At 70.7% G+C, this 25,261-nt stretch carries 28 protein-coding genes; 12 read left to right on the plus strand and 16 right to left on the minus strand.

Features of this window, described 5'->3' with window-relative positions; all coding sequences use genetic code 11:
• Positions 1-38 precede the first annotated feature (38 nt).
• Positions 39-446 carry a hypothetical protein gene (locus MJQ72_RS29915; protein WP_240594402.1) on the plus strand — a complete coding sequence of 136 codons (408 nt, stop codon included), beginning with the start codon at positions 39-41 and terminating at the stop codon, positions 444-446.
• On the opposite strand, the gene MJQ72_RS29920 is transcribed toward MJQ72_RS29915, so the two are convergent.
• The 5 genes from MJQ72_RS29920 to MJQ72_RS29940 form a co-directional block, all read right to left on the minus strand.
• Entirely contained in the window at positions 436-939 is a 504-nt protein-coding gene (locus MJQ72_RS29920) for a GNAT family N-acetyltransferase (RefSeq protein ID WP_240594403.1), read from the minus strand. The two genes, MJQ72_RS29915 and MJQ72_RS29920, sit on opposite strands and share 11 nt — an antisense overlap.
• 2 nt (positions 940-941) lie before the next feature.
• The gene (locus MJQ72_RS29925) at positions 942-2,975 is read right to left on the minus strand and encodes a caspase family protein (RefSeq protein WP_240594404.1); all 2,034 of its coding nucleotides are present in this window, start codon (positions 2,973-2,975) and stop codon (positions 942-944) included.
• The gene (locus MJQ72_RS29930; RefSeq protein WP_240594405.1) at positions 2,972-3,352 is read right to left on the minus strand and encodes a hypothetical protein; all 381 of its coding nucleotides are present in this window, start codon (positions 3,350-3,352) and stop codon (positions 2,972-2,974) included. The genes MJQ72_RS29925 and MJQ72_RS29930 overlap by 4 nt, the downstream gene beginning before the upstream one ends.
• Positions 3,353-3,435: 83 nt before the next feature.
• Complete coding sequence (gene recG, locus MJQ72_RS29935) at positions 3,436-5,589, minus strand: ATP-dependent DNA helicase RecG (RefSeq protein WP_240594406.1); 2,154 nt, start codon at positions 5,587-5,589, stop codon at positions 3,436-3,438.
• 4 nt (positions 5,590-5,593) lie between these two features.
• Positions 5,594-7,177, minus strand: a complete 1,584-nt coding sequence (locus MJQ72_RS29940; protein ID WP_240594407.1) for a DAK2 domain-containing protein — start codon at positions 7,175-7,177, stop codon at positions 5,594-5,596.
• Positions 7,178-7,310: 133 nt separating this feature from the next.
• Between MJQ72_RS29940 and rpmB the strand changes: the two genes are divergently transcribed.
• A complete protein-coding gene (gene rpmB / locus MJQ72_RS29945; protein WP_007031450.1) occupies positions 7,311-7,502 on the plus strand; it encodes a 50S ribosomal protein L28 in 192 nt (63 codons plus the stop codon).
• A 320-nt stretch (positions 7,503-7,822) separates the two neighbouring features.
• Here rpmB and MJQ72_RS29950 read toward each other — a convergent pair whose 3' ends face one another.
• The 3 genes from MJQ72_RS29950 to MJQ72_RS29960 are packed head-to-tail and all read right to left on the minus strand — an operon-like array spanning position 7,823 to position 9,521.
• Positions 7,823-8,500, minus strand: a complete 678-nt coding sequence (locus MJQ72_RS29950) for a uracil-DNA glycosylase (protein ID WP_125673366.1) — start codon at positions 8,498-8,500, stop codon at positions 7,823-7,825.
• Between the two features lie 11 nt (positions 8,501-8,511).
• Positions 8,512-9,042: a gamma carbonic anhydrase family protein gene (locus MJQ72_RS29955; protein WP_037342086.1), complete on the minus strand. Its 531-nt coding sequence runs from the start codon at positions 9,040-9,042 to the stop codon at positions 8,512-8,514.
• Positions 9,043-9,050: 8 nt separating this feature from the next.
• Positions 9,051-9,521, minus strand: coding sequence for a GNAT family N-acetyltransferase (locus MJQ72_RS29960; RefSeq protein ID WP_240594408.1), 471 nt, complete (start codon positions 9,519-9,521; stop codon positions 9,051-9,053).
• 57 nt (positions 9,522-9,578) lie between these two features.
• Between MJQ72_RS29960 and MJQ72_RS29965 the strand changes: the two genes are divergently transcribed.
• Complete coding sequence (locus MJQ72_RS29965; RefSeq protein WP_240594409.1) at positions 9,579-10,325, plus strand: GNAT family N-acetyltransferase; 747 nt, start codon at positions 9,579-9,581, stop codon at positions 10,323-10,325.
• Here the strand turns inward: MJQ72_RS29965 and MJQ72_RS29970 are convergent.
• Complete coding sequence (locus MJQ72_RS29970; protein WP_240594410.1) at positions 10,322-11,278, minus strand: thiamine-phosphate kinase; 957 nt, start codon at positions 11,276-11,278, stop codon at positions 10,322-10,324. The genes MJQ72_RS29965 and MJQ72_RS29970 overlap by 4 nt on opposite strands.
• 133 nt (positions 11,279-11,411) lie before the next feature.
• On the opposite strand from MJQ72_RS29970, the gene MJQ72_RS29975 reads away from it, so the two are divergent.
• The gene (locus MJQ72_RS29975; protein WP_005160289.1) at positions 11,412-11,645 is read left to right on the plus strand and encodes an Lrp/AsnC ligand binding domain-containing protein; all 234 of its coding nucleotides are present in this window, start codon (positions 11,412-11,414) and stop codon (positions 11,643-11,645) included.
• A gap of 19 nt (positions 11,646-11,664) precedes the next feature.
• Complete coding sequence (locus MJQ72_RS29980) at positions 11,665-12,207, plus strand: DUF3515 domain-containing protein (protein WP_240594411.1); 543 nt, start codon at positions 11,665-11,667, stop codon at positions 12,205-12,207.
• Between the two features lie 4 nt (positions 12,208-12,211).
• Here the strand turns inward: MJQ72_RS29980 and MJQ72_RS29985 are convergent, their stop codons facing one another.
• Both MJQ72_RS29985 and MJQ72_RS29990 read right to left on the minus strand, forming a co-directional pair.
• The gene (locus MJQ72_RS29985; protein ID WP_240594412.1) at positions 12,212-13,180 is read right to left on the minus strand and encodes a zinc-binding dehydrogenase; all 969 of its coding nucleotides are present in this window, start codon (positions 13,178-13,180) and stop codon (positions 12,212-12,214) included.
• Between the two features lie 33 nt (positions 13,181-13,213).
• Positions 13,214-14,572 (minus strand): PLP-dependent aminotransferase family protein, encoded by a 1,359-nt coding sequence (locus MJQ72_RS29990; protein WP_240594413.1) that lies wholly within the window; start codon positions 14,570-14,572, stop codon positions 13,214-13,216.
• 90 nt (positions 14,573-14,662) lie between these two features.
• Here MJQ72_RS29990 and MJQ72_RS29995 point away from each other — a divergent pair, with 90 nt between their 5' ends.
• A complete protein-coding gene (locus MJQ72_RS29995; protein ID WP_240594414.1) occupies positions 14,663-15,316 on the plus strand; it encodes a pyridoxamine 5'-phosphate oxidase family protein in 654 nt (217 codons plus the stop codon).
• A gap of 44 nt (positions 15,317-15,360) precedes the next feature.
• Here the strand turns inward: MJQ72_RS29995 and MJQ72_RS30000 are convergent, their stop codons facing one another.
• Positions 15,361-16,797 (minus strand): cell wall metabolism sensor histidine kinase WalK, encoded by a 1,437-nt coding sequence (locus MJQ72_RS30000; protein WP_240594415.1) that lies wholly within the window; start codon positions 16,795-16,797, stop codon positions 15,361-15,363.
• The gene (locus tag MJQ72_RS30005) at positions 16,794-17,489 is read right to left on the minus strand and encodes a response regulator transcription factor (protein ID WP_240594416.1); all 696 of its coding nucleotides are present in this window, start codon (positions 17,487-17,489) and stop codon (positions 16,794-16,796) included. Before MJQ72_RS30005 ends, MJQ72_RS30000 begins: the two co-directional genes overlap by 4 nt.
• Before the next feature lie 145 nt (positions 17,490-17,634).
• On the opposite strand from MJQ72_RS30005, the gene MJQ72_RS30010 reads away from it, so the two are divergent.
• From MJQ72_RS30010 to MJQ72_RS30035, 6 genes are all read left to right on the plus strand, one after another.
• A complete protein-coding gene (locus MJQ72_RS30010; RefSeq protein ID WP_396427014.1) occupies positions 17,635-18,972 on the plus strand; it encodes a ferric reductase-like transmembrane domain-containing protein in 1,338 nt (445 codons plus the stop codon).
• Between the two features lie 17 nt (positions 18,973-18,989).
• Positions 18,990-19,406: an FMN-binding protein gene (locus MJQ72_RS30015; RefSeq protein WP_240594418.1), complete on the plus strand. Its 417-nt coding sequence runs from the start codon at positions 18,990-18,992 to the stop codon at positions 19,404-19,406.
• A complete protein-coding gene (locus MJQ72_RS30020; RefSeq protein WP_240594419.1) occupies positions 19,403-20,140 on the plus strand; it encodes an FAD:protein FMN transferase in 738 nt (245 codons plus the stop codon). The genes MJQ72_RS30015 and MJQ72_RS30020 overlap by 4 nt, the downstream gene beginning before the upstream one ends.
• 42 nt (positions 20,141-20,182) lie before the next feature.
• Positions 20,183-20,563, plus strand: coding sequence for a VOC family protein (locus tag MJQ72_RS30025; RefSeq protein WP_125736798.1), 381 nt, complete (start codon positions 20,183-20,185; stop codon positions 20,561-20,563).
• Positions 20,560-21,384, plus strand: a complete 825-nt coding sequence (locus MJQ72_RS30030) for a bifunctional 2-polyprenyl-6-hydroxyphenol methylase/3-demethylubiquinol 3-O-methyltransferase UbiG (protein ID WP_240594420.1) — start codon at positions 20,560-20,562, stop codon at positions 21,382-21,384. Before MJQ72_RS30025 ends, MJQ72_RS30030 begins: the two co-directional genes overlap by 4 nt.
• Positions 21,385-21,628: 244 nt before the next feature.
• Positions 21,629-22,642, plus strand: coding sequence for an asparaginase (locus MJQ72_RS30035; protein ID WP_240594421.1), 1,014 nt, complete (start codon positions 21,629-21,631; stop codon positions 22,640-22,642).
• A 9-nt stretch (positions 22,643-22,651) separates the two neighbouring features.
• On the opposite strand, the gene MJQ72_RS30040 is transcribed toward MJQ72_RS30035, so the two are convergent.
• From MJQ72_RS30040 to MJQ72_RS30050, 3 genes are all read right to left on the minus strand, one after another.
• Positions 22,652-23,131, minus strand: coding sequence for a cysteine dioxygenase family protein (locus MJQ72_RS30040; protein WP_240594422.1), 480 nt, complete (start codon positions 23,129-23,131; stop codon positions 22,652-22,654).
• Between the two features lie 360 nt (positions 23,132-23,491).
• Positions 23,492-24,505, minus strand: coding sequence for an NAD(P)H-dependent glycerol-3-phosphate dehydrogenase (locus MJQ72_RS30045; protein WP_240594423.1), 1,014 nt, complete (start codon positions 24,503-24,505; stop codon positions 23,492-23,494).
• Positions 24,505-25,209, minus strand: coding sequence for a 1-acyl-sn-glycerol-3-phosphate acyltransferase (locus MJQ72_RS30050; protein WP_240594424.1), 705 nt, complete (start codon positions 25,207-25,209; stop codon positions 24,505-24,507). The genes MJQ72_RS30045 and MJQ72_RS30050 overlap by 1 nt, the downstream gene beginning before the upstream one ends.
• Positions 25,210-25,261: the final 52 nt, after the last annotated feature.

Consider the following 25,261-nt stretch of genomic DNA (forward strand, 5'->3'; position numbering starts at 1 on the left):
GCCAGACTGGTCTCTCCGTGCCACGAGAGGGGACCGTCATGACCGAAGAAGTCCGGAACCGGCCGCGGGAGATGCCGCGCCAGCTCAAGTTCGTCCGCGTCTTCCTGTGGATACAGGCGGTCCTCAACATCCTCGTCAGCGCGCTCGTGACCGCGCTCGCGATCAACGAACTCGACCACGGCAACGAGGAAGCCGGCCTCGCCCTGGCGCTGGCGATCCTCGGTTTCGTCGTCGCCGTCGTGCTGATCGCTTGCGCGATACGGATTTCCCACGGTTCGCCCTGGGTGCGGCCGACGGTCATCGCGGTGGAAGGGCTGGCCGTGGTCATGGGTCTGATCAGCCTGGTCAACGGCGGGGCGATCACGCAGCTGATCGGGATGGGCATCGCCGTCGGCATCATCGTCACCCTCAACAAACCCGAGGAAAGCGCCTGGTTCAAGCGCTGACGAGGTCGATCCGGTAGCGCACTTCGGAAAGCGGGACGTCCTCGCCGGGCATGGTGTCGGTCTTGGTCGCCCCGTCCGGCCTCCATCCTCCGGCCGCGTAGAACCGCTGGGCGCGTTCGTTGGTGTCGAGCACCCAGAGCGTCGCCTCGCGGTGGCCCGATTCCCGCAGCGCGGCGACGGCGGTATCGAGCAGCAGCCTGCCCAGTCCGGTACCCCAGCGCGCCGGTTCGAGGTAGATCGCGCGCAGTTCCCCGCGAATCCGGTCGACGGCGGTGAAGCCGAGCAGCGATCCGTCTTCGACCAGGACCAGGATGTCGCCCCGGTGGGCGGGATCGGCGAGGGTCCGCTGCCAGCGGGCCGCCCTTTCCTCGACGGACAGATCGCGAAGGTAGAGCTCGGGCAGCAGGCCCTGGTAGGCCGACTGCCACGACCGCACGTTCACCTCCGCGATGGGCCAGGCGTCCTCGACGGTCGCGAGGCGGATCGTCGCCATCGTCAGCCTTTCGCTTTCCGGGCGGCGAAACCGGTCACGACGGCCAGCGAGAGCACCGCCCCCAGCGCGATCCCCCAGCCGGCGCCGGTGACGCTCGAACTGCTCGGCATCGCGTAGAACAGCACACACACCATGACGATGCCGCCCGCGGCCACCCCGCCGAGGAAGGCGACGCCGAAGGCCGCCGGCCGCAGCAACACCCCGAGCAGCGTCCCGACCAGGAGCACCACCGAGACCACGACGTGGATCGCCGCCTCGTCGGCCCGGCTCGACGAGTAGCCGGTCAGTTCGATCGCCTCCGCCACCAGTCCGGCCGCACAACCGGCCCCGGCAACAAGGGCCGCGATGGCGAATCCGTCCCTCGGTTTCCCCAGCCCGAGCCGGAAACTCCGGTCACGCCGCACCGCGATCAACGCGCAGACGGCCCCCGCGAGCAGGCAGCCGGAGGTGAGGACGAGCAGCGCCGGGCCGGCCGGGATCGCCGACAGCAGCGCGAGTCCGCACAACGTCCCCGGCCCCACCATCCGGCGCGTGTCCGGCAGGAGCATCGCGATCCCCGCCGCCGTCGCGAAGAGGACGAGCGGCACGACCGTCCAGCCGCCGTCTTCGAAGAAATCCTCCATGCTGTGGCTGAGCGCGAAGGAGATGGGCACCAGGTACACCGCGGCCGCGAACGCGAGCAGGCTCGCGGCGACGGCGAACGGCTCGGCCTTCGATGAGCGAGCCGCCGCCGGCACGGGTTCCGGGACCGGTTCGGGCGTGGGCACCGGGAGCGGCCGGGGAACCGGCGCGGGTTCCGCGACGACCTGGCCCTCGACCCGCACCACCGCTTCGCCGGTCGGCCCGGTCACCGTGATCCGCCCTTCGAACGCCCCGGGTTCCGGCAGCTCCAGGGCGATCTCGGCACCGTCGCCGTCTTCGGTCACCCGCAGCCAGGAATGCGACGAGGCGAAGTGGCACGCCCGCGCGATCGGCGGCCCGGCCAGCCGGACGCGGGCCACCGGGCACGATCCCCGGACGACCTCGCCGAACCGGATCACCTCGGATTCGGCCCGCACCCGCGCTTCCCGTCGCGCCCGGTCGGCGGCCTCGGCGATGTGCTGGATGTCGGTCTGCGCCATCGCGGTGAGGACTTCGTACGCGCCGATGGCGACCGACAGGTTGTCGCTCGTCAGCCGTCGCCGGAGTTCGGTCACCGCGCCGAGGCGGGTGAACATGTTGGGATCCTCGCTCGCCGCGCGCAGATCGGCCGGGACGGGCGACGGTTTGATCCGGCGGCGCCTGCTCCTGGCCAGATACAGCTCGCCCTGCATCTCGATGTCGCGGCTGGGCGTCTGGTTCGGATTCCGCTCGCGGACACTGTCGAACAGGTAGTCGTAGAGCTCGCCGAGCGCGATCCAGCCGTCCTCGTCGCGGTCCGCGTCGCCCGTCCGCAGCCCCTCGACCAGTGCCGAGGTGAACACCGACGGCCGGACGTGGTCGTCGGCGAGCTGATCGCCCTCGAAGGCGTACTCGATGGAGTTCGACGCGGTGATCACCGCGCGGCCGCGGCCGCCGAAACCCCCGCCGGGGAACGCGTCGAGCACGTTGGCCTCGCCGGTGGCGCGCACGGCGACCCCTTGACTGAAAGCGCCGCCGTAACAGCAGTCCAGCAGGAGGACGATGCTGCGCGACCGGCTCATCCGCATACAGCGCTGGACGAAGTCGGCGGGGACGGCGGTCGACGCGAGCCGCTCCGGCCGGGTGTTGCGTGCTGCGAAGAACAGCTCCCCCGACTCGCTTTTCAAGCCGTGGCAAGAGAAATGCACCAGCAGGACGTCGTCCGGCGCACTGTCGGCGAACAGATCCTCGACCCGGCCCGCGATCACGTGCGCGGTCTCGTCGCGCACCACCTGGACGTCGAACTCGCTGACGGCCCGGTCGGCGAGGACGTCGGCGAGCGCCTCGGCGTCGGCGGCCGGGGACCGCAGCGCGCTCAGCCCGGGGTTGTCGTACTCCCCGTTGGCGATGATCAGGGCACGCCGCTCGCCGGTCATGACGACGAATGCCTGCGCACGAAGAGATCGACGAGTTTGTCCTGATCGGTGAGCGTCGCTTCGGACAGCTCCAGCACGTCGCCGTCGATCTCCAGCCGGACCGTGCGTTTCACCCGTCCGCCGCGCGACAGCCATTCCCGCACGGCCGCCACCACCGAGCGCAGGCCTTCGGCGGACTTCCCCAGCGTGACCAGCAGGCCGCCCGCCGTCGCCACGTCGAAGCCCCGCGAGCCGGGTGGCGCCTCGCCGGCGGGCAACGCCTTGACGTCGGCGACCCCGCGCTCGATCAGTTCCCCTCGGAGGTACCCGGCGAGCCGGTCGACCCGTTCCGCGTCGGCCCCGTCCTCACCGAGCCGGATCCGCACCGCTGCTGTCATCCCGGCCTCCCTCGCCCGTACGGAACGAGGAAAGCCCCTGTACCCGTCCGGCGGCAAGGTCCGAACGGGCAGAGCTGTTCACCTCAGCTTTTTTCCAGGTACTCCACACGATCTTCGTCGACGACGTCGGCGATCATATGCGCCAGCCCCAAGTAATTACCCAAGGCCGGGTCCTTCTCGACGATTTCCAACGCGCGGGCCCGCGCCTCGGCGATGACGTCCTCGTCGCGCAGCAGCGACAGCAGTTTCAGGGTCGACTTCTTCCCCGACTGCGCGGCCCCGAGGATGTCGCCCTCGCGGCGCAGTTCCAAGTCCATTCTGGACAGTTCGAAACCGTCCGTCGTGGACTCGACGGCGGCGAGCCGCTCGCGGGTGGTCGTCCCGTCCAGGGTTTCGGTGACCAGCAGGCACAGTCCCGGCACGCTGCCCCGGCCGACCCGGCCGCGCAGCTGGTGCAGCTGGCTGATGCCGAAGCGGTCGGCGTCCATGATCACCATCGCCGTCGCGTTCGGCACGTTCACGCCGACCTCGATCACGGTGGTCGCGACGAGCACGTCCAGGTCGCCCTTGGAGAACGCCTGCATCACGGCGTCCTTGTCGTCGGCGGGCATCCGGCCGTGCAGGGCGCCGATCTTCAGCCCCTTCAACGGTCCTTCGGCCAGCTCGGGAGCCACATCGAGGACGGCGAGCGCGGGCCGCTTGTCCCCCTTGTCCGAAGCCGGTTCGTCGCCGATGCGCGGGCAGACGATGTACGCCTGATGCCCCTTGCCGCATTCCTCGCGGACCCGCTGCCACGCCCTGTCCAGCCAGGCGGGCCGCTCCGCGACCGGCACCACCGACGTCTTGATCGGCGACCGGCCGACCGGCATCTCGCGCAGCGCGGAGATCTCCAGGTCGCCGTAGACGGTCATCGCGACCGTGCGCGGGATGGGCGTCGCGGTCATGACGAGGACGTGCGGGCTGGTCTCGTCGGCGCCGCGGGACCGCAGCGCGTCCCGCTGCTCCACGCCGAAGCGGTGCTGTTCGTCGACCACGACCAGGCCGAGGTCCGCGAAGGACACCGTGTCCTGGATGAGCGCGTGCGTGCCGACGATGATCCCGGCCTCGCCGCTGACCGTCTCCAGCAACGCCTTCTTGCGTTCCTTGGCGCCCATCGAACCGGTCAGCAGGGTCACTCGCGTCGCGTTCTCCGCGCCGCCGAGCTCGCCCGCCTGCCCGAGGTCGCCGAGCATCTCGCGCAGCGACCGGGCGTGCTGCGCCGCGAGCACCTCCGTCGGCGCGAGCATCGCCGCCTGCCGTCCGGAATCGACGACCTGCAGCATGGCGCGCAACGCGACCACGGTCTTGCCGGAACCGACCTCGCCCTGCAGCAGCCGGTTCATCGGATGCTCGGTGGACAGATCGCGGGCGATCTCTTCGCCGATGTCCCGCTGGCCCGAGGTCAGCGCGAACGGGAGCCGCTTGTCGAAGGCGTCGAGGATGCCGCCTTCGGTGTGCGGGCACGCTTTCGCGGGCCGCGAGACCAGGGAATGCCGTCGCTGCGCGAAAATCAGCTGCACCGCCATGGCTTCGTCCCATTTGAGCCTTCGGCGCGCGGAGTTCAGCGCGTCCCAGCCCGACGGGCGGTGGATGCCGCGCAGCGCGCTTTCCAGGCTGGGCAGGCCGTACTGGGCGAGCAGCTCGATCGGCATCGGGTCCTCGTCGACCTCCAGCACGTCCAGCACCTGCCGGACGGCCTTGGCGATCACCCAGGTGGGGATCCCCTGCGCCGCCGGGTACACCGGGATGATCTCGGCGAGGAAATCGTCCATCGCCTCGGCTTGGCGATCGGCGTCGAACAGCTCGTACTCCGGGTTCGCCAGCTGCAGGACGTCGCGGAAGGCGGTGACCTTGCCCGCGAACAGCCCGTTCTTGCCGGGCACGAGCTCCTTTTCACGCCAGGCCTGGTTGAAGAAGGTGCACTGCAGGCGGCGTTTGCCGTCGGTGATCACCATTTCGAGCAAGGTGCCGCTGCGCGCCTTCATCCGGCGCTTGTTGACCCGCTCGATCCGCGCCATCACGGTGGCGTGCTCGCCGAGTTCGAGGCCGGCGATGTCGGTGAGCTGCCCGCGCTCGGCGTAGCGGCGGGGATAGTGGCGCAGGAGGTCGCTGACCGTCTCGATCTTGAGGCCCTTGGCCAGCGCCTTCGCCGTCGCCGCGCCCACGACCAGTTTGAGGTCCGCGCGCAGGTTGGTCATGCGGTCACTCCACCCCCATCAGCAGCACGGCGTCGGACTGACCGCCGGCGTAACTCGTCACTTCGACCTCGGGATGCTCCAGGCGGAGCTGATCGGCCAGCTCGCCGGGCAGCCGGACCGGCGCGTCCACGCCGGTCAGCACGGTGACCAGTTCGCCGCCGAGGGCCAGCATCCGGTTCAGTACGCCGACCGCCGCCGCGACCAGGCTCGTCTCCGAGGCGGGCGCGGGCTCGATCAGCACGACCTCGCCGTCGACGAGGCCGACGACGTCACCGGCCTGCGCCCGGCCCACCCAGGTTAGCGACTCCTCCTGCGCGATCCGCAGTTCGCCACGCCTGGTGGCGGCGGCCGCCTCTGCCATCGCGACCACGTCGTCGTTGGTGCGGCGGTCCTTGTCGTGGACCGCCAGCGCGGCGAGCACCTGGACGGGTGACACGCACGGGATGACGACGACGTCGCGATCCGCGGCCATCGCGTGCCCGGCCGCCGCGTCGGCCGCCGCGGTCAGCCGCTGGCCGCCGGGAAGGACGGTGACGTGATGGCCGGCGGCCTCGTTGATCAGGCCGAGCATCTCCTCGACCGTCGGCTCGCTCCCTTGCGGGACGGAAAGCACCGCGACCCCCTCCGCACGGAGGAGTTCGGCCAGCTGCCCGCCGTGTACCACGGCGACCACCGACCGGTCGATCCCGCCGCCGACCTCGACCGGGGTCGGCGTGATCAGCGGCTCGACGCGGACCTTGCGGGGGCGGCCCAGCTCGATCCCGGCCTCCAGCGCCGCGCCGATATCCGCGCAATGGACATGGACGGCGTACGCGCCCGCGCCGTCCCCGGCGACCGTGACGCTGTCACCGAGGCCGCTGAGGGTCTCGCGGAGCCCGGGGAGACTGCCTTCGTCGACGTCGTCGAGCAGGTACATGACCTCCCACGCGGTCGGCGCGTCGATCGTGTGCCGGTGATGCGCTTCGAGCGGATGCTCCGGCTCGGTGATGCCGCCGGAGATCACTCCGGCAAGCGCGTCGAGGACCGCGACGAGGCCGCGGGCACCCGCGTCGACCACCCCGGCGACCGCCAGGACGGGCAGCTGCTTCGGGGTCTCTTCGAGCGCTTCGGCGGCGACGCTCGCCGCTTCGGCTGCCACCTCTTCGAGTGAGCCCGTCGCGTCGCGGACGGCCGCGGCGACGGTGTGGAGGACGGTCAGGATGGTCCCGGCCACCGGGCGGCTCACCGCGCCCGTGGCGGCCCGGTCCGCGCGGCCGAGCGCCTCCGCGAGCCCCGGCCCGTCGAGCTCCCTGACGGCCGCCGACTCGGCGATCCCCCGCACGACCTGCGACATGATGACGCCCGAGTTGCCCTTGGCGGCGGCGACCGCACCCTTGGCGAAGGCCGCCAGCGCCTCGGCGGTCGTCGCGGGCTCGGCCTCGGCCAGCGCGTCGCGGGCCGCCGTCATGGTGAACAGCAGGTTGGAGCCGGTGTCGGAGTCGGCGACCGGGTAGACGTTGATGCCGTCGATCGCCGGCCGCAGCACCGCCAAGCTGTGCGCACAGGCCGCCGACCAAGCCGACACCGCCGCCACGTCCAGCACCCGCACCCCGTAACCTCCTACCTGTTCCAGCGAGGGTATCGACCCGGTGCCGGAGGGCTCTGAGCCACTGGTTACTATGGTCGAGTTGCCCAGCATGCTGGGCGCATCATTCTTTGTCCCAGATCCAGAGGAGTTCGACGTGGCTGCCGTGTGCGACGTCTGTGGCAAGGGACCGGGCTTTGGCAAGTCGGTCTCGCACTCCCACCGGCGTACCAACCGCCGGTGGAACCCGAACATCCAGACCGTTCACGCCAAGATCGGTCTGTCCCAGCGCAAGCGCCTGAACGCCTGCACCTCGTGCATCAAGGCGGGCAAGGTCGTTCGCGGCTGAGCCGGGTTTTTGGGGAATGGCGGGTGCTCTTCGGAGCGCCCGCCATTTTTTGTGCTCCGGGCCGGCTCGTTGTCCGGTGGCACGTTGTCCGTGAAGGGCTGCTTCGCGTGCGAGGCGTCGCCCGAGGTACATGAAGGCCCCCTTCCTTGCGCCTAGGTACAGGAAGGGGGCCTTCATGTACTTGGGCGACCAAGCTCAGGTCATGACGTCGTGAGGGCCTCCTTCCCTACCCTCAAGGTAGTGAAGGAGGCCCTCACGGACTTCGACGTCGCCTCAGGAGTCACATCGGTCACTGCTGTCGCGGCAGAGCGCGTGAAGGCCTAAGGGAGCTTCCAGTCCACCGGACCGGCGCCCTGCTGCTCCAGCAGCTGGTTCGCCCGGCTGAACGGCCGCGACCCGAAGAAGCCGGCATGCGCCGAAAGCGGGCTCGGGTGCGCCGACTCGATGCACGGCACCTGCCCCAGCATCGGCTTCAGGTTCCGCGCGTTGCGGCCCCACAGGATCGCCACCATCGGCTCGTCCCGCGCGGCGAGGGCCTTGATCGCCTGCTCGGTGACCGCTTCCCAGCCCTTGCCCTGATGCGAGTTCGACTTCCCGGGCTGCACGGTCAGCGACCTGTTGAGCAGCAGAACCCCCTGGTCGGCCCACGGCGTCAGGTCGCCGTTCGACGGCAGGGGATGCCCGAGGTCTTCGCAGTACTCCTTGTAGATGTTGATCAGGCTCTTCGGGATCGGCCGGACGTCCGGCGCCACCGAGAAGCTCAGCCCGACCGCGTGCCCGGGCGTCGGGTACGGGTCCTGCCCGACGATCAGCACCCGCACGTCGTGGAACGGCTGCTGGAACGCCCGCAGCACGTGTTCACCAGCCGGGAGATAGGTCCGGCCCGCGGCGATCTCCGCGCGGAGGAATTCCCCCATCGCGGCGACCTGCGGCGCCACCGGTTCGAGGGCCTGCGCCCAGCCTGCTTCGACGATGTCCTGCAGCGGTCGTGCGGTCACGGCGTGCGAGCTTACTCACGTCCGTCGAGGCGCCGGAGTTCGACCCGGAACCGAGCCGCACGCTCGACATACCCGTCCACCACGAGTTTGATCATGTCCGGCCCGAACGACGTGTTCGGCCGGGTCTTCGCGGGCACGCCGAGAGCGATGTGCCCACTGTCCACATAGGACCCGTAGGAGAGGACCGCGCCCGCGCCGACCATCCCGCCGTCCTCGACGACGGTTCCGTTCAGCACCACCGATCCCGAGGCGATCAGGCAGCCCTCGCCGATCCGCGCGCCCTCGATGTGCACGGAATGCCCGACGGCGGAGGACTTCCCGATGATCGTCGGCTCCTTGCGGGTGCAGTGCAGCACGCAGCCGTCCTGGACGTTGGACCGCTCGCCGATCTCGATGTACCCGTGGTCGCCGCGCAGGACGGTCTGCGGCCACACCGACGCGAACGCCGCGATCCGGACGTCGCCGATCACCGTCGCGTCGGGATGGACGTAGGCGTCGGGGTGGATCGAGGGTTCGAGGTCGCCCAGTGCGTAGATCGGCATACGTCCTCCTAGACCAGCGACTTGCCGTAGCAGATGCTTCCCTGCTCGTCCTTGTAGTACCCGAAACCCGGTATCTCCCGGTATCCCGCCGATTCGTACAGCGCGATGGCCTCCGGCTGTTTGTCCCCGGTCTCCAGCACCATGCGCAGCCGTCCGGCCTCGGCGGCCGTCCGTTCCAGGTCGGCGAGGAGCGCCCGCGCGAGGCCCCGGCCGCGCGCCGAGGCCATCACGAACATCCGCTTGATCTCGGCGTCACCGGGCAGCAGCGGATCCGGCCCGTCGTGCGCCCGCCAGGCACCGCACGCGACCGGGACGTCGTCGAGGTACGCGGCCAGGAACAGTCCCTTCGGCGCGGCGAACTGCGCCGCGTCCATGGGCGTCTCGTCTTCGCTGCCGTACCGGGCGGCCAGCTCGAGCTGGGCTTCGGCCAGCAACTTCACCGCGTCGGGGTGGTCGTAGGCCAGCACACGAAGGTCCATGAGCGCGAGATTAGCGATCTGCCCTCCGGCGAGGGAAGCGAGCGTTAGGTTCAGCTCATGTCGATCGAAGCAGGCCTCGCCGAGGCGCAGCTCCGCCAGGCCCGCAACTCCGCCGCCTTCTGGGCGGCCACCGGCCGGTCCCGCGGTCACGAAGTGATCCGCCGCAACGGTTTTCTCGCCGTCGCCGGTGACGAGCGCGCGGGATTGCGTGTCCTGATCCAGGAACCCGGCCTCACCGACGGCGAGGTGGCGGAGATCACGGAGCTGGCCCGGCGGGCGACGGGCCCGGTGGACGCCGAGGATCCCTTCAGTGCCACGGATCTGAGCCACCTCGGGGATATGCGCAGCTGGCGGATGCCCGTCATGCTGCGTCCTCCCTCCCCGGTCGCCGAACCCTCGATGGAGGTGGTCCGGGTGCGCGGGGAGGAAGACCTGCGAGCCGCCGAACGCGCGGTCATCGCGGGCTTCGAACTCGACCGGTTCGAGCCCTACCGCGAGGGGGAGATGTTCCCCATGGCCCTGCTCCGGGAGCCGGGGGTCGACGTGTTCGTGGCACGGCTCGGCGGCGAGGTCGCCGGCGCGTGCGTCACCGTCGTCGAGGACGGCTTCGGCAGCCATTACTGGGTCGGCACGCCGCCGGCTTTCCGCTCTCGCGGCGTCGGGCGAGCCGTGATGCTCGGTTCACTCGTGCCCCTGACCGGAAAGCCGGTGACCCTCACCGCGTCCAAAGCGGGCAGGCCGCTGTACGAATCCCTCGGTTTCACCGTGGCCGGCGAGTCGACCTGGTGGGCTTCACGCTCCTAACGCCAGTGCTGCCAGCCGCTGTCGTGGCCGTACCGCTTCCCGTCCACCGTGACCCCCGAATCCGGCATGGTGACCACGCCGATCTCGGTCCAGCCCTCCGGCAGTTCGGCGAACGAGGGGAAGGTGGCCGCGAACGCGTGGTCCTCGCCGCCGGTGAGCACCCATTTCAGCGGGTCGGCGCCGAGCGCGGTGCCGACCTCGGTCAGCCTGCTCGACACGTCGAGATCCGCCGTCCGCACGTCGATCCCCACGCCGGAGGCCTCGGCGATGTGGCCGAGGTCGGACAGGAGCCCGTCGGACACGTCGATCATCGAAGTCGCGCCGCCGTCGGCCGCGCGGATGCCCGCCTCGTAGTCCGGTTCGGGGCAGCGCTGCGCGTTCACCACGCTGACCGGTGACCGGAAACCCCGGCCGAGCACGGCGAGACCGGCGGCCGCCCAGCCGAGCCGTCCGCAGACCGCGACGACGTCGCCGGGCCGCGCGCCGGACCGCGTCACCGGTTCCCGGCCGCCGAGGTCACCCAGTGCGGTGACACTGATCACGATCTGGTCGGCGCGCACCATGTCGCCGCCGACGATGCCGACCCCGGCGCGATCGGCCTCGAGCCACATGCCCTGGGTGAGTTCGGCGACGAGTGCCGTCGGAGTGTCCGAGGGGCAGGCGAATCCCATGAGGACGGACGTCGGGCGGGCGCCCATCGCGGCGATGTCGGTGAGGTTCACCGCGACCGCCTTGCGGCCCACCTGCTCGGCACTGGACCAGTCGAGCCGGAAGTGGACGCCCTGCACGAGGACGTCGGTGGAGGCCACCGTCCGGCCGTCCGGGGTGGCCACGACGGCCGCGTCGTCCCCCGGTCCGAGCAGGGTCGACTCCGGCTGTTTCCGGCCTGCCGTCACCGCTTCGATCAACCGGAATTCACCGGTCCCGGCGACCGTGCCGTCGTTCGGTGACACCCGTCACCTCCACTTTCCCTTGTCCGGACAAATATCGATCACCGATAGTCGGAAGCCCTAGGTTTTTCCCGGGGCTGGCGATACGTTGCTACAACGTTCCTACCTTGAGCCGACTTTTACGAAGGGGCGCGCCGTGGTCCACGCATACATCCTCATCCAGACCGAGGTCGGCAAGGCCGCCGCGGTCGCCGCGGAGATCTCCACCATCTCCGGTGTCACCAGTTCGGAGGATGTCACCGGCCCGTACGACGTCATCGTCAAGGCCGCCGCCGACACCGTCGACCAGCTCGGCCAGCTCGTGGTCGCCAAGGTGCAGAACGTGGAGGGCATCACCCGTACGCTGACCTGCCCGGTGGTGCATCTCTGAGAGGTGGTGTAGTGGTCCGGTGGCTGACACGGACACCGGCGCTCCCCCGAAACCCCTGCTGATCGCGGCCGCCTGCCTGGCGATCCTGCTCGTCGCGGGGGTGGCCGTCTTCGGGCTGACCCGCGGCGCGGAATCCGACGCCCCGGCCGCGGACGGCCCGCTCCCGCTCGTCCCGGTCCCGGCGCCGCAGTCGGGGTCACCCGAATGCGCGAAACTCATCGGCGCGCTCCCCCACGAGCTCACGTCGTCCGGCGCCACGCTGGTCCGGCGGACGCTGGCCGATCCCGCCCCCGAGGCGACGATCGGCTGGGGCACCGGCGACCCGGTGGTCCTGCGGTGCGGTCTCGGGAAGCCGCCGGAGCTGACCCGGACCTCGCAGCTGCGGACGATCAACGGCGTCCAGTGGCTGCAGGTCGAGGGTGAGGGCACCGCGACGTGGTTCGTGGTGGACCGCCCCGTCTACACCGCGCTCACCGTGCCGGACACCGCGGGGACCGGGCCGCTCCAGACCGTTTCCGAGGTCATCGCCGCCAATCTCCCCGCGGTGCCGCTGCGGTTCTGAGCGATCAGGGCAGAAGCAGGCTCTTCCCGGTGTACCGCCGCGCCTCGATGTCCGAGTGCGCGGCGGACGCCTCCGCCAGCGGATACGTCCGGCCGATGACCGGCGTCAGCCTCCCGCCTGCCGCCTGCCGCAGCACTTCCCGCACCCGGCGCGGGTTGTCCGGCCAGAATCCGACCAGCTGCGCCATGTCCACAACGGACAGCCGGGCGCGGTCGGCGTCGCCGAACACGGTCTCCGCTCCGCTGGACATGCCGTAGCCGGAGAACCGGCCGCCGTTCTTCAGCAACGCGATCGAGGCGGCGCCGAGCTCGCCTCCGACGCCGTCGAAGACCACGTCCAGGCGGTGGCCGCCGGTAAGGGCGAGGACCTCGCCCGTCCAGTCGGCCACCGAGTAGTCGACCGGCTCGGCGCCCAGTTTCCGCGCGATCGCCGCTTTTTCCTCACCGCGCACCGCCGCGATGACCGTCGCGCCCGCGGCGCGGGCGAGCTGCACCAGCACGCTGCCGAGCCCGCCGACGCCGGGCACCACCAGGACTCGCTCCCCGGCGGTGACCGGGGTCTTCTCCAGCAACGCCAGCGCGGTACTGCCGTCGTCGAACAGGGCCACCGCGTGCCGGGGGTCCAGCCCCTCCGGAATCACGAAGGTGTCGTCCGGCAGCGCGACGACCGTGTCCGCGTATCCCCCGCCGTATCCACCGGGCGCGTGGGCGAGGACCCGCTCGCCCAGCCAGGCCGCGTCGACTCCGGCACCCACCGCGTCGACGGTGCCCGCCACCGAGCCTCCGGGCACGTACGGTGGCTCGACCGCGAACACGTCGGGCCCGTCGCCTCGCCGGATGAGGGCGTCGAGCCAGCCGACCCCGGCCGCCGTCACCGCGACGCGGAGCTCCCCCGCACCGGGTTCGGGAGTGGGGACTTCGACCTGCTCGAGGACGTCGGGACCGCCGAACCGGGACACTCTGATCTCACGCATGATCGCAAGCTATGACCTCCAGCAAGGTGGAGGTCAACAGAGCACGGGAATCAGCGGTTCGAGCGCGGAGTGGAGCGCCTCGCGCGAGCAGCCCGCGTAGCCGATGAGGTTCCCGAACACCGTCGGTGTCCCGGCGAAATGCCGGGCCAGCCCGTCGAGCCGGATCCCGGCGCGTTCCGCCGCCGCCATCCGTGCCGCTTCCTGGTCCGCCGATCCACAAGGGACGACCAGATGCGCGCCCGCGTCGTCGCCGAGCACCGGGATCCCCGCCGACGTCAGCGCGGCCGACACGAGGGACCGGCGCTCCGACAGTTCTCGCCGGAGCTTCCGCAGATGCCTGCCCAGATCGCCGTGGCGCGCCAGTTCGGCGAGCACCCGCTGCCCCGCGGGCGACGGTCGCGTTCCGGTCGCCTCGCGGTACTCCAGCACCGAGGCCGCGACCGGGGCGGGCGCGACCATCCAGCCCGCGCCGAGCGCCGGGGTGAGGATCTTGCTCGTGGTCCCGAGATGCGCGACGACGTCGGGTGCGAGCGCGGCCAGCAGCGGCAGCGGGGCGACGTCGAACCGCAGCTCGCCGTCGTAGTCGTCCTCGATCACCAGCATGCCTTGGGCACGGGCGAGTTCGACCAGGTCGACCCGGCGGGACGCGCTCATCCGGCTGCCGAGCGGGTACTGGTGCGCGGGCGAGCAGTACACCGCGCGCACGTCGGCGGGAACGGCGTCCGGGCGCAGGCCCTCTTCGTCGACCGGGACGGGCACGACCTCCATCCCCGCCCGGCGGAACGCCTGCACGGCCCGCTGATAACCCGGCTCTTCGATCGCGACACGGTCACCGCGCGAGAGCATCGCGCCGGCGAGTTCGATCACCGCGGCCGTCGTCCCGCCGGTCGCGAGCACCGTCCCGGCCGCGAGGCCGCGGTGCCGCAGCAGATGTTCGGACACGGCGTCCCGGTACGCGGGCAGGCCGGCCCTGTCCTCGCGGTAGGTCGGGCGCGGATCGGCGGCGGCCCGCCACGCGCGGCGCCAAGCTGCCCTCTCGACGCCGTCGGCCCACGGGACGCCCGGGGTGAGGTCGACCAGCGTGGGCGGCGCGGCGGGAGAGCCGGGCGCTGGGCCCTTCGACGGCCTGTCCGCGGGCGGCGTGGTGGTGACGTACGTGCCGGAGCCGTGGCGGCCGGCGATCCAGCCCTCCGCGTGGAGCTGCTCGTACGCGGCCGACGTCACCGTGCGGCTGACGCCGAGACGGCTCGCGAGCGCCCTGGTCGAGGGAAGCCTGTCCCCGCCGCGCAGATGCCCGTCGCCCGCGGCCGCGCGCAACGCGTCGGCCAGCTGGACCGCGAGCGGGACGGCCGAATCGCGGTCGAGGCTGACCGGCAGAGCGGTGTCGGACATGGGTTACTCCACACTGGAGGGAAGTGGCCTTCTCAAGTATAGGAGAATTGGACATTATTACAGGCCACTCGCGTGGGTGAGACTGGTCGCATGTCGACCCCGCTCTCTCCCACCGACCGGACCACCCTCGGCCGCAAGAAGGACCGTGCGCTCACCGACCGCTCGGCGCTGTACGCGGTGCTCGACGAAGGCCTGATCTGCCATCTCGGCATCGTGCGCGACGGCGTCCCGCTGGTCATCCCGACCGGCTACGGCCGCGACGGCAACACGCTCTACCTGCACGGATCGACCGGAGCGAGGAGTATGCGCGACTCCGACGGCGTCGAGGTCTGCGTCACGGTGACCCTGCTCGACGGCATCGTCTACGCGCGCTCGGTCAACAACCACTCGATGAACTACCGCAGCGCGGTGATCCTGGGCAAGGCGGCCGCGGTCACCGATCGCGACCGGAAGATGCACGGCCTCCACGTGCTGACCGACCACCTCGCGCCCGGTTCGTGGGAACACGCGCGGGACATCAACGCGAAGGAGTTCGCGTCCGTGTCGGTCCTGGAGCTGGACCTCACCGAGGCGTCGGTGAAGATGCGCGGCGCAGGCCCCGACGATCCCGAGGACGACGTCGCGGCCGACCTCTCGTGGGCGGGGGTGCTGCCGGTGCGGACCGTGTTCGGGGAACCGGAGCCGTCGGCCGATCTCGTGGGCGAGTGGACGGTGCCGGACCATGTGAAGCGGCGCGTCGGGTAGTGGGCCTCGTGAGTGGTGAGGACGGTTCTAACCGTCCTCACCACTCACGAGCGGTGGCGCGGCAGCCGCACGGTGAACGTCGTCGCCCCCGGCACGCTCTCGACCTCGATCGTCCCGCCGTGCGCCGAAACCAGCGAGAGCACCACCGAGAGCCCGAGCCCGGTGCCGCCGTTGCCGCGGGTGCGGGCGGTGTCCACCCGGTAGAACCGGTCGAAGATCCGCTCCCGTGCATCCGGCGGGATGCCGGGCCCGGCGTCGCTCACCCGCAGGACGACCTCCGAGTCCGAAGCCGTGGCCGACAACGTGACCGGCGTCCCGGGCGGCGTGTGCACCGCGGCATTGGCGAGCAGATTGTCCAGCACCTGCCGCAGGCGCACCGGATCCGCTTGCAGGACAACACCTTCCGGTAACGCGCCGATGCTCAGCGGATGCTCCGGGCGTCCGGCGGCGAAGGCCTCCCCCGCGTCGGTGATCAGCTCGGCGACATCGACGCCGACCAGCCGCAGCGGCGCCTCGGTCTCCGGCGCGTCGAGGCGCGCGAGGAGCAGGAGGTCGTCGACGAGCACACTCATCCGCTGCGTCTCTTCCCTGATCTTCGACAGATGCGCCTCGCGTTCGGCGGGTTCGTTCGCCGCTGCGTAGCGGAAAAGCTCGGCGTAGCCCCGGATCGACGTCAGCGGTGTGCGCAGTTCGTGCGAGGCGTCGGCGATGAACCGCCGCAGCCGTTCGTTCGCCTCCCGGCGCGCGACCAGCGAGGAATCGAGGTGCGCCAGCATGACGTTGAACGCCGTCCGCAGTTCCTCGACCTCGGCGCCGCCGCCACTCGCCTGCGCGCGCACCGGGAGATCGGCGTTCGTGGTGAGGTCGTGCGACGCGATGTCGTGCGCCGTCCCGGCCATGTCGCTCAACGGCCGCAGCCCGCGCCGCAGCACCAGCCGCCCCGCGATCACCAGCACCGCGAGCGCCAGCAGGAACGCGACGACCTCGACCATGATCAGCTGGCTGACCGTCCGGTCCAGATCGGCCTGCGGCGCGGCGCTGACCAGCACGATGTTCTGCGCCGGTTCGATCGGGCAGGCCCGGACCCGGTACGTGCCCTTGTCCTCGATGTAGACGGTGCGCAGGACCTCGGTCCGCGTCGCGTCCTCGGCGACCTTTGCCAGTGCCTTCGTGTCCGGCGGCAGGGAACCGCCCGCCTGCGGCAGCGCGTCGCCGTTCTGCACCGCGAAGACGGCGGAGAACCAGCCGTAGGCCTGCTGCGGTTTCCCGCCGTGCGTGGTGCGCAGCGACGGCACCTGGCTGATCTGGGTCTTGGCGAGCTGTTCGTCGAGCCGGTCGTTCAGATAGCCCTTCATGATGCCGACCATCACGGTGCCGACCACGGCGAACACGACCAGTGCCAGCGCGCCGAGCCCGAGCGCCAGCCGGGTCCCGAGCCTCGACCGGCGCCACGCGTCGTACCACCGGCGCAACATCCTCATCTCGACGCCTGGCGCACGACGTAGCCCACGCCGCGCACGGTGTGGATCAGCGGCTCGTCGCCCGTGTCGAGTTTGCGGCGCAGATGCGAGATGACGAGTTCGACCACATTGGACCGGCCGCCGAAGTCGTACTCCCAGACGTGGTCGAGGATCTGTGCCTTCGTCATCACCGAAGGCGAATGCCGCATGAGGTAGCGCAGCAGTTCGTACTCGGTCGGGGTCAGGTCGGCCGGTTCGCCGTCGCGGGCGACCTCGCGGGTGTCCTCGTTGAGGGTCAGGTCGCCGACCCGCAGCACCGCGGCCTTCGCCTGATTGGTGCTCCGCCGCAGGACCGCGCGCAGGCGCGCCATCAGTTCCTCGACGGAGAACGGTTTGACGAGGTAGTCGTCACCGCCCCGGGTGAGCCCGGCGACCCGGTCGGCGGTCGCGTCCTTCGCGGTGAGGAAGACCACGGGTACCGCCGTCCCGGCCTCGCGGAGCTTGTCCAGCACGGTGAACCCGTCGATCCCGGGCAGCATCAGGTCGAGCACGACGATGTCGGGCACGAATTCGGCCGCCTTGGCCAGCGCGGCCTCACCCGATCCGGCGGTCACGGCCTGCCAGCCCTCGTAGCGGGCGACGGTGGCCACCAGATCGGCGATATGCGGCTCGTCGTCCACCACCAGCAGGCGCACGGGGTTCTCGGTGTTCACAACGCCATCCTCCGTGAACGCGCGCGCGAGGGCGAGGCGGGACCGCACAAGACAGCAAGCCGACAGCTTCCGCCAAGAAAGGTCACAGGTTGGCACAGCAGGCTCGGGCACTGAACCGGACCGGAAGGGACCACGTGTGACCACCATGACGCAGACCGCCGTGAGACCGCGCCCGGCGATCCGCCCCAGGATCGCCGCGCGCGCCGGGCTCTTCCTCTTCCTCGGGGCCAACGTGGCCGCCGTGACCGCGCTCTTCTTCGCCGCCGGGCCGTCGGACAACGTGCTCATCAGCATCGGCAGGCTCGCCGGGCTGTACGGGGCCCTGACGATGGCGTTCCAGCTGCTGCTGGTCGCCCGGCTTCCCTGGCTCGACCGCCGCCTCGGCATGGACCGGCTCACCGGCTGGCACCGCTGGACCGGGTTCGGCCTGCTGTGGACGCTGCTCGCCCACTTCGTGTTCATCGTCTTCGGCTACGCGCAGGTCGAGGACAACGGCGTGGTGGACGAGTTCGTCACGATGGTGACCAAACTGGAGGGGATCCTGCGCGCGGTCGTCGCGTTCGCGCTGATCCTGCTCGTCGGCGCGGTTTCCGCCCGGTTCGCCCGGCGGCGGCTGGCGTACGAGACCTGGCACTTCATCCACCTCTACACCTACGCCGCGGTCGTGCTGGCGTTCACGCATCAAATCGCGCTGGGCGGATCGTTCGCGTCTTCACCGGGGGCCCAGGTCTACTGGTGGGCGGTGTGGGGTGTCGCGCTCGGCTCCGTCGTCGCCGGCCGGGTGGTGCTGCCGCTGGCCCGGAATCTGCGGCACCGGTTGAAGGTCGTCGCCGTGGTGCCCGAATCCCGCGACGTCGTCTCGGTGTACATCTCCGGCAGGGATCTCGACAAGATGCCCGCGCGGGCGGGCCAGTTCTTCCTGTGGCGCTTCATGACCCGGGACCGTTGGTGGCAGGCGAATCCGTTCTCCCTCTCCGCCGCGCCGGACGGCCGCACCCTGCGCCTGACCGCGAAGGCCGCCGGTGACGGCAGCGCGTCCCTGCGGTCGCTCAAGGTCGGCACCCGGGTGTTCGCGGAAGGCCCGTACGGTGCGTTCACCACGATGCACCAACGGAAACCGGACGCGCTGCTGGTCGCGGGCGGCGTCGGGATCACCCCGATCCGCGCGCTGCTGGAGGAGATCTGCGGGCACGTCGTGGTGCTCTACCGCGTGCGCGACCAACGCGACGCCATCCTGCTGCCGGAGCTGATCGGCTTGGCACGGGCGCGCGGCGCGGTCGTCCGAGTCCTCAGTGGACCGTCCGATCAGGCCGGTCCGGTCCTCGGCGCGCCCAATCTGCGGCGGCTGGTGCCGGACATCGCGGAGCGGGACGTCTTCGTCTGCGGCCCGCCCGGGATGACCTCGGCGACGCTGCGCAGCCTGCGGGAGCTGCGGGTGCCGAGCGGCCAGGTCCATGCCGAACGTTTCAGCCTCGCCGCCTGAACCAGGGAGACCCGATCATGAAGAAGACCATCGTCGCGGCCACGGTCGCGCTGTCGGCCGCCGGCTTCCTCGGTGTGTGGCTGTACGAACCCGGCCCGCTCGGCACGGAGACCGTGGCCGTCGCGGCGCCCGCCCCGTCGTCGCCGAGCGCGGACGGCGGAGCGGCCGAGGGCGCCGAACGCACCATCGACGGATCGGTGGAGAGCAACCGGTACGGCACCGTCCAGGTGCGGCTGGTGATCTCCGCCGAGGACAAGATCTCCGAAGTCCGCCTGCTGCAACGGCCGACGAGCGGCCGCGGGGTCGACGCGATCCCGATCCTGCAGGAGGAAACGCTGACCGCGCAGAGCGCCGACATCGACACCGTCTCCGGCGCGACGTCGACGAGCGAGTCGTACGTCAAATCGCTGCAGGCGGCGCTGGACGCCAGATGAACCGCGTCGAACAGGTGATGGGGCTGCCGGTCTCGGTCGACGTCCGGGCGGGCGGCGAACTCGCCGGCCACGCCATCGACGGCGTCTTCGGCTGGCTGCGGGAAGTCGACGCGCGGTTCAGCCCGTTCAAGGCGGGCAGCGAGGTCTGCCGTTACGACCGCGGCGAACTCTCGCCGTCGGAGCTGAGCGACGACCTCCTGGAAGTGCTTTCGCTGTGCGACCACTACGAACGGCTGTCCGGCGGGGCGTTCACCGCCCGGCTCCCCGGACGGCGGCTCGATCCGAACGCGGTGGTCAAGGGCTGGGCGGTGCAGCGGGCGGCGGCCCTGCTGGTGGCGGAGGGACTGGACGTCTTCTGCATCAACGCCGGCGGGGACGTGATCACCTCCGGCGAACCGGAACCCGGCCGCGCCTGGCGGGTCGGCATCCGGCATCCCGAACGGCCCGACGCGATCTGCGCCGTGGTGGAATCGTCCGGCGGCGCCGTCGCGACCTCGGCCGAATACGAACGCGGCGCGCATATCCTCGACGGCCGGACCGGGCGCCCGCCCGTCGGGCTGCTGAGCGTCACGGTCGCCGCCGACGACCTCGTCACCGCGGATTCCCTCGCCACGGCCGCTTTCGCGATGGGGACCGAGGGGATCGCGTGGGTCGCGTCGCGGCCGGGCTGTCAGGTGCTGGTCATCGACGCGGACCGGCAGGTGCACCGGTCGCCGGGGCTGCGGCTGGCTTAAACCGTTGGCCGGGTCTCGCGGGCTCGGGCAGACTGCGGCGTCATGACCTCTGTCGTACAGAACTTCTTCTTCGACTGCGCCGACGCCTACGAACTGGGCCGGTTTTGGAGCGGTGTCGTCGGCAAACCGATGGCGGACGACGACCAGCCCGGCGATCCCGAGGCGATCATCGAGATGGACAACGGTGTCACGCTGTTCTTCGGGCAGGTCCCGGAGCCGAAGACGGTGAAGAACCGGATCCACCTCTGTCTCACGCCGGACATCCCGCGCGACGAGGAGGTGGAGCGCCTGCTGAAGCTCGGCGCGACCCTCCTGCACGACCGGCGCAATCCGGACGGCACCGGCTGGGCCGTCCTCGGAGACCCCGAGGGCAACGAATTCTGCGTGCTGCGCAGCGCCGCCGAGAAGGCCGCGACTTCGTGACGGACTACGTGACGGTCAACCGGGCGAACTGGGACGAACGCGCTCCCGCACACGCCGCTTCGGCCGACTACGGCTACGAGAAGTTCGTCGCGGACCCGACGCACCTCAGCGGCGTGGTCACCTTCGACCGGCCGCTGCTCGGCGATGTCTCCGGGGCGCGCGGGGTGCACCTGCAGTGCCATATCGGCACGGACACGCTTTCCCTGTCCCGCCTCGGCGCGCGGATGACCGGCCTCGACTTTTCCGCGCCCGCGCTGGAGATCGCGCGGCGGCTGGCCGCCGAGACCGGCGCGGAGATCGACTATCACGAGTCCGATGTGTACAGTGCCGCCGACGTGCTGGGCGCCGGGGAATTCGACCTCGTCTACACCGGCATCGGCGCGATCTGCTGGCTGCCGGACATCGCCCGCTGGGGGCAGGTCGTCGGGAAGCTGCTGAAGCCGGGCGGACGGCTGTTCATCCGCGACATGCATCCGATGCTGGGCACCCTCGACGAGACGCAGCCGCTGCTCACACCGCGGTACCCGTACTTCGAGCAGGCCGAACCGCTGGTGTTCGACGAACCGGGGACCTATGTGGACACCGACGTTTCGTTCCAGCACAACCGGACGCACGAATGGAACCACGGGCTGGGCGAGATCGTCACTTCGCTGCTCGACGCGGGCCTGACGCTGACGCGGCTGGTGGAGCACGACAGTGTGCCGTGGAACGCGTTGCCCGGGCTGATGACCCTGAACGAGGTGACCGAGGAATGGCGGCTGACGGAGGATCCGCAGCGGCTTGCGGCGAGTTTCACCATCGAGGCCGTGAAGGCGCGCTGAGCAAAAGGGCCTCGTGAGCGTTGAGGAAGGTCAGCGCCAAGGTGGCTTAGGTACGTTTCACGTGACTGACCGGACGACACACGTGATTGGACGGACGGCTCGTGTGATTGGGCGGACGGCTCGCGGCGAAATCCCGGCCGCGGTCGTGTCGTCCATCCAGTCACGCGTGTCGTCCGCCGGATCACGCGCGTCGTCCGGTCAGTCACGTGACATCGCCACTCACGAGGTTTGGAAGAATGCCGGTATGAGCGTCTCCCCTGAGAAGCGGCCTCTGGTCGCCGTCGCCGCCCTGGGCGGCACCATCTCCATGGTCCCCGGTGACGGCGAAGACCACGCCGTCCCCCGGCTCACCGCCGCCGACCTGCTCGGCGACCTGGGCGAGAACCTCGAGATGGACGTCCGCGCGGAGACGCTGGCGGGGATTTCCAGCGCCTCGATGGACTTCGCGACCCTGATCCGGACACGGGACTGGGCCGCCCGGGCCGTCGACGAAGGCGCTGAAGGCGTCGTCGTGATCCAGGGCACGGACACGCTCGAAGAGACCGCGTACTTCTTCGAGCTGACGTGGGCGTCCGAGGCGCCGATCGTGATCACCGGTGCGATGCGCAACCCCAGCCTGCCCAGCGCCGACGGCGCGGGGAACATCCTCGCCGCGCTGACCGTCGCCGCCGATCCCCGCAGCCGGGGACGCGGCTCGCTGGTCGCGTTCAACGACGACGTCCACGCCGCACGCTGGGTCCGGAAGACGCATTCGAGCCATGTCGAGGCGTTCTCCTCGGCTCCCGCCGGCCCGCTCGCGCTGGTCAGCGAGGGTTTGGTGCACTACTTCCACCCGGCGGCCGCCCGCCCGGCGGCGCTGCCGCTGGAGAACGCGGACTTCTCCGGGCTGGTGCCGATCGTCGAGAGCGGCGTCGAGGACACCGGCGAACTCCTGGAAACGCTGGTCAAGGCCGGGGTCAAGGGAGTGGTGCTCGCCGCGAACGGCGCCGGGCACGTTTCGGCGGGAACCGCCGACGTGATCGAGCGGGTCCTGCCGGAGGTGCCGATCGTGGTCGCCGGCCGCACCGGGGCCGGGCCGACGTTCCGCGGCACCTACGGCTTCCGGGGCTCGGAGTCGGATCTGATCGCCATGGGCGCGACGATGGCTGGCTGGCTGGACCCGCGCAAATCCCGGCTCCTGCTGCACACCCTGCTCGCGACCGGCGCCTCCCGTGAGCGCGTCGAAGCCGAATTCCGCCTGCGCGGCGACCTCGCCTGAAGCCCGCGTTCAGTCGCGGATCGGGCCCGTGACGGGGTCCAGGTGGTACGGCCGCATGGCGCGGGGCCGGTGCCGGTAGACGTGCACGCTGACGGCGGGATCCGGGCTGTCGTTGCGCACCTCGTGGACGTAGCCGGGGCCGAAGACGCGGGACTGCCCTTCCGACAGCGAGTGCAGCTCGGTCACGGCCCGGCCGTCCACCGCTCGCCGGGCGACGGTCTCGCTCAGCTTCCCGCTGACGACGGTGAACGCGCCCGCGGCGAATTCGTGGTCATGCAGGTCGGTGTGCTGGCCCGGCAGCCAGCTCATCAACCAGATCTCCTGCAGTTCGTCGGCGTCGACGAGGGCCGAGAAGCGCTCGTCGGGGTCGTAACGCAGCAGGTGCCGCCAGCGGTCACGGTCCGCGGCGAACTCGAGCGCGACGCGCACCGGGTGGCGCAGGGCGGGGTTTTCGGGAATGACGAGCGTGTTGTCCGGGACGGCGAACATGGAGGTGTCCTCGCAGAAGAAAGAAGGTGTCGAACTGGGCCGGGGCTGGGTTCACCGACAACAGCGACACGCGCACGCGACCGCACCAAGACCCGAGAGGCCCCGCGACACAGTCATCCCACGTGCGAACATGCGCCCAGCGAACCAGTGCGGGGCCCGGCGGTCAACAGATCTCATACCGTGGACCGTGAGTTCCGCACCTGGCGTCCATGCTCGCAGCACGGATCCGCCCCGGTCTGTCGCGATAGTGCGGTCTTCCAGTGTCTGTCGGTGAACCCGCGTCCGCGATCGACGTCGGCAGGGCGGGTTCACGCGTTGTGTCCCTTTCGCGAGATACGTCGCAGCTCCGCCGACAGGCTCTCAGGACCACTCGTGCTTCTGCGACCGCCCGAGCAGCTCGGCTCCCGCGCGCCGCGGGTCGACGCCTTCGTGGCACACGCGGTGCATCGCGTCGGTGATCGGCATGTCCACCCCGAGGCTCATCGCGAGTTCCCGGATCGACGTGCACGATTTGACGCCCTCGGCGACCTGGCCGCCGGTGGCCGCCAGCGCCTGCTCCAGCGTGTCGCCCCGGCCGAGCCGCTCGCCGAAGGTCCGGTTGCGCGACAACGGCGACGAACAGGTCGCCACCAGGTCGCCGACGCCCGCGAGCCCGGCGAAGGTCAGCGGGTCCGCGCCCAGTTTCGCGCCGAGCCTTGCCATCTCCGCGAGGCCGCGGGTGATCAGCGTGGCCACGGTGTTCGCGCCGAGCCCGAGCCCCGCCGCCATCCCGCAGCTGAGCGCGATGACGTTCTTGCACGCCCCGCCCAGCTCGCAGCCGACGACGTCGGTGTTGGTGTACGGCCGGAAGTACTGGTTGAAGCTCGCCCGCTGGATCGCCTTGGCGTTGTCGTGGTCGGTGCAGGCCAGTACCGCCGCCGCGGGCTGCCCCAGCGCGATCTCCTTCGCCAGGTTCGGCCCGGACACGACCACGATCTGCCCGTCGTCGACCCGCGCGATCTCGGCGATGACCTCGCTCATCCGCTTGAGCGTGCCCAGCTCGACACCCTTCGCGAGGCTGACGAGGATCGCGTCGGAGGGCAGCAGACCGGACCACTCCGACAGATTGGTCCGCAAGGTCTGGCTCGGCACCGCGAGGACCACGGCCTGCGCACCGTCGAGGGCCTCGGCCGGATCGGCTGTCGCGGTGATCCGCTCCGGCAGTCCGATACCGGGTAAATAGGACGTATTGAGATGCCGCTCCCGGATCTCGGCCGCGACCTCGGGCCGCCGGGCCCAGATGGTCACGTCGCGCCCCGCGTCGCCGAGCACCTTGGCGAACGCCGTCCCCCACGATCCGGCGCCGAGCACGGTCACCCGCTGGACCTCGGCCATCAGGCGTCGTCCTCCGGCTTCTTCGCGGGCGGTTCCTCCTGCCGGATCTCCGCGAGCAGCGCGGTGATCTCCGTCATCATCAGGTCGGTGACCTCGCGCAGCTTGGACGCGCTGCGGGTCGAACCCTCCTTGTAGGCCGAGAGGTCCATCGGCTCGCCGACCAGGTGCGTGATCTTCTTGCGCGGGAACGGCGTGAACTTCTTCGTGTAGCCGTTGAAGATGTGGTTCGTGCCCCAGCGGGCGATCGGGATCACCGGCACGTCGGTCTCCAGCGCGAGCCGCGCGGCCCCGGTGAACGGCTTCTTGGGCCAGCCGTCGGGGTCCTTGGTGATCGTCCCCTCCGGGTAGATCACCACGACCTTGCCGTCGCGCAACGCCTGGTGGGCGGCCTTGAGACTGTCGCCCGCGGCGGCCGAGCCACGGGAGACCGGGATCTGGCCGGCGCCGACGAAGATCTTGCCGAAGAGCGGCGCCCTGGTCAGGCTCTCCTTGCCGAGGAACCGCGGCACCCGCTTCTGCCGGTGCACGAACACCGCGTCCACCGCCGGATCCATGTGGGACACGTGGTTGAGCAGGAGGAGCGCGCCGCCTTCGCGGGGGATCCGCTCGGCGTTGCGGTAGACCCGCTTGCCGATGGCCGTCGCCGGGTAGAACAGTGCGGCGGCGATGCCCACCCAGATGCCGCCCTTCTCACGCCGGGCCAATTCGTCCTCCTCGAAGTCACACGTGTCGTCCCAGACACCTGATCCTGCCGCG

The organism is Amycolatopsis sp. EV170708-02-1, from assembly GCF_022479115.1.
GTDB lineage: Bacteria > Actinomycetota > Actinomycetes > Mycobacteriales > Pseudonocardiaceae > Amycolatopsis.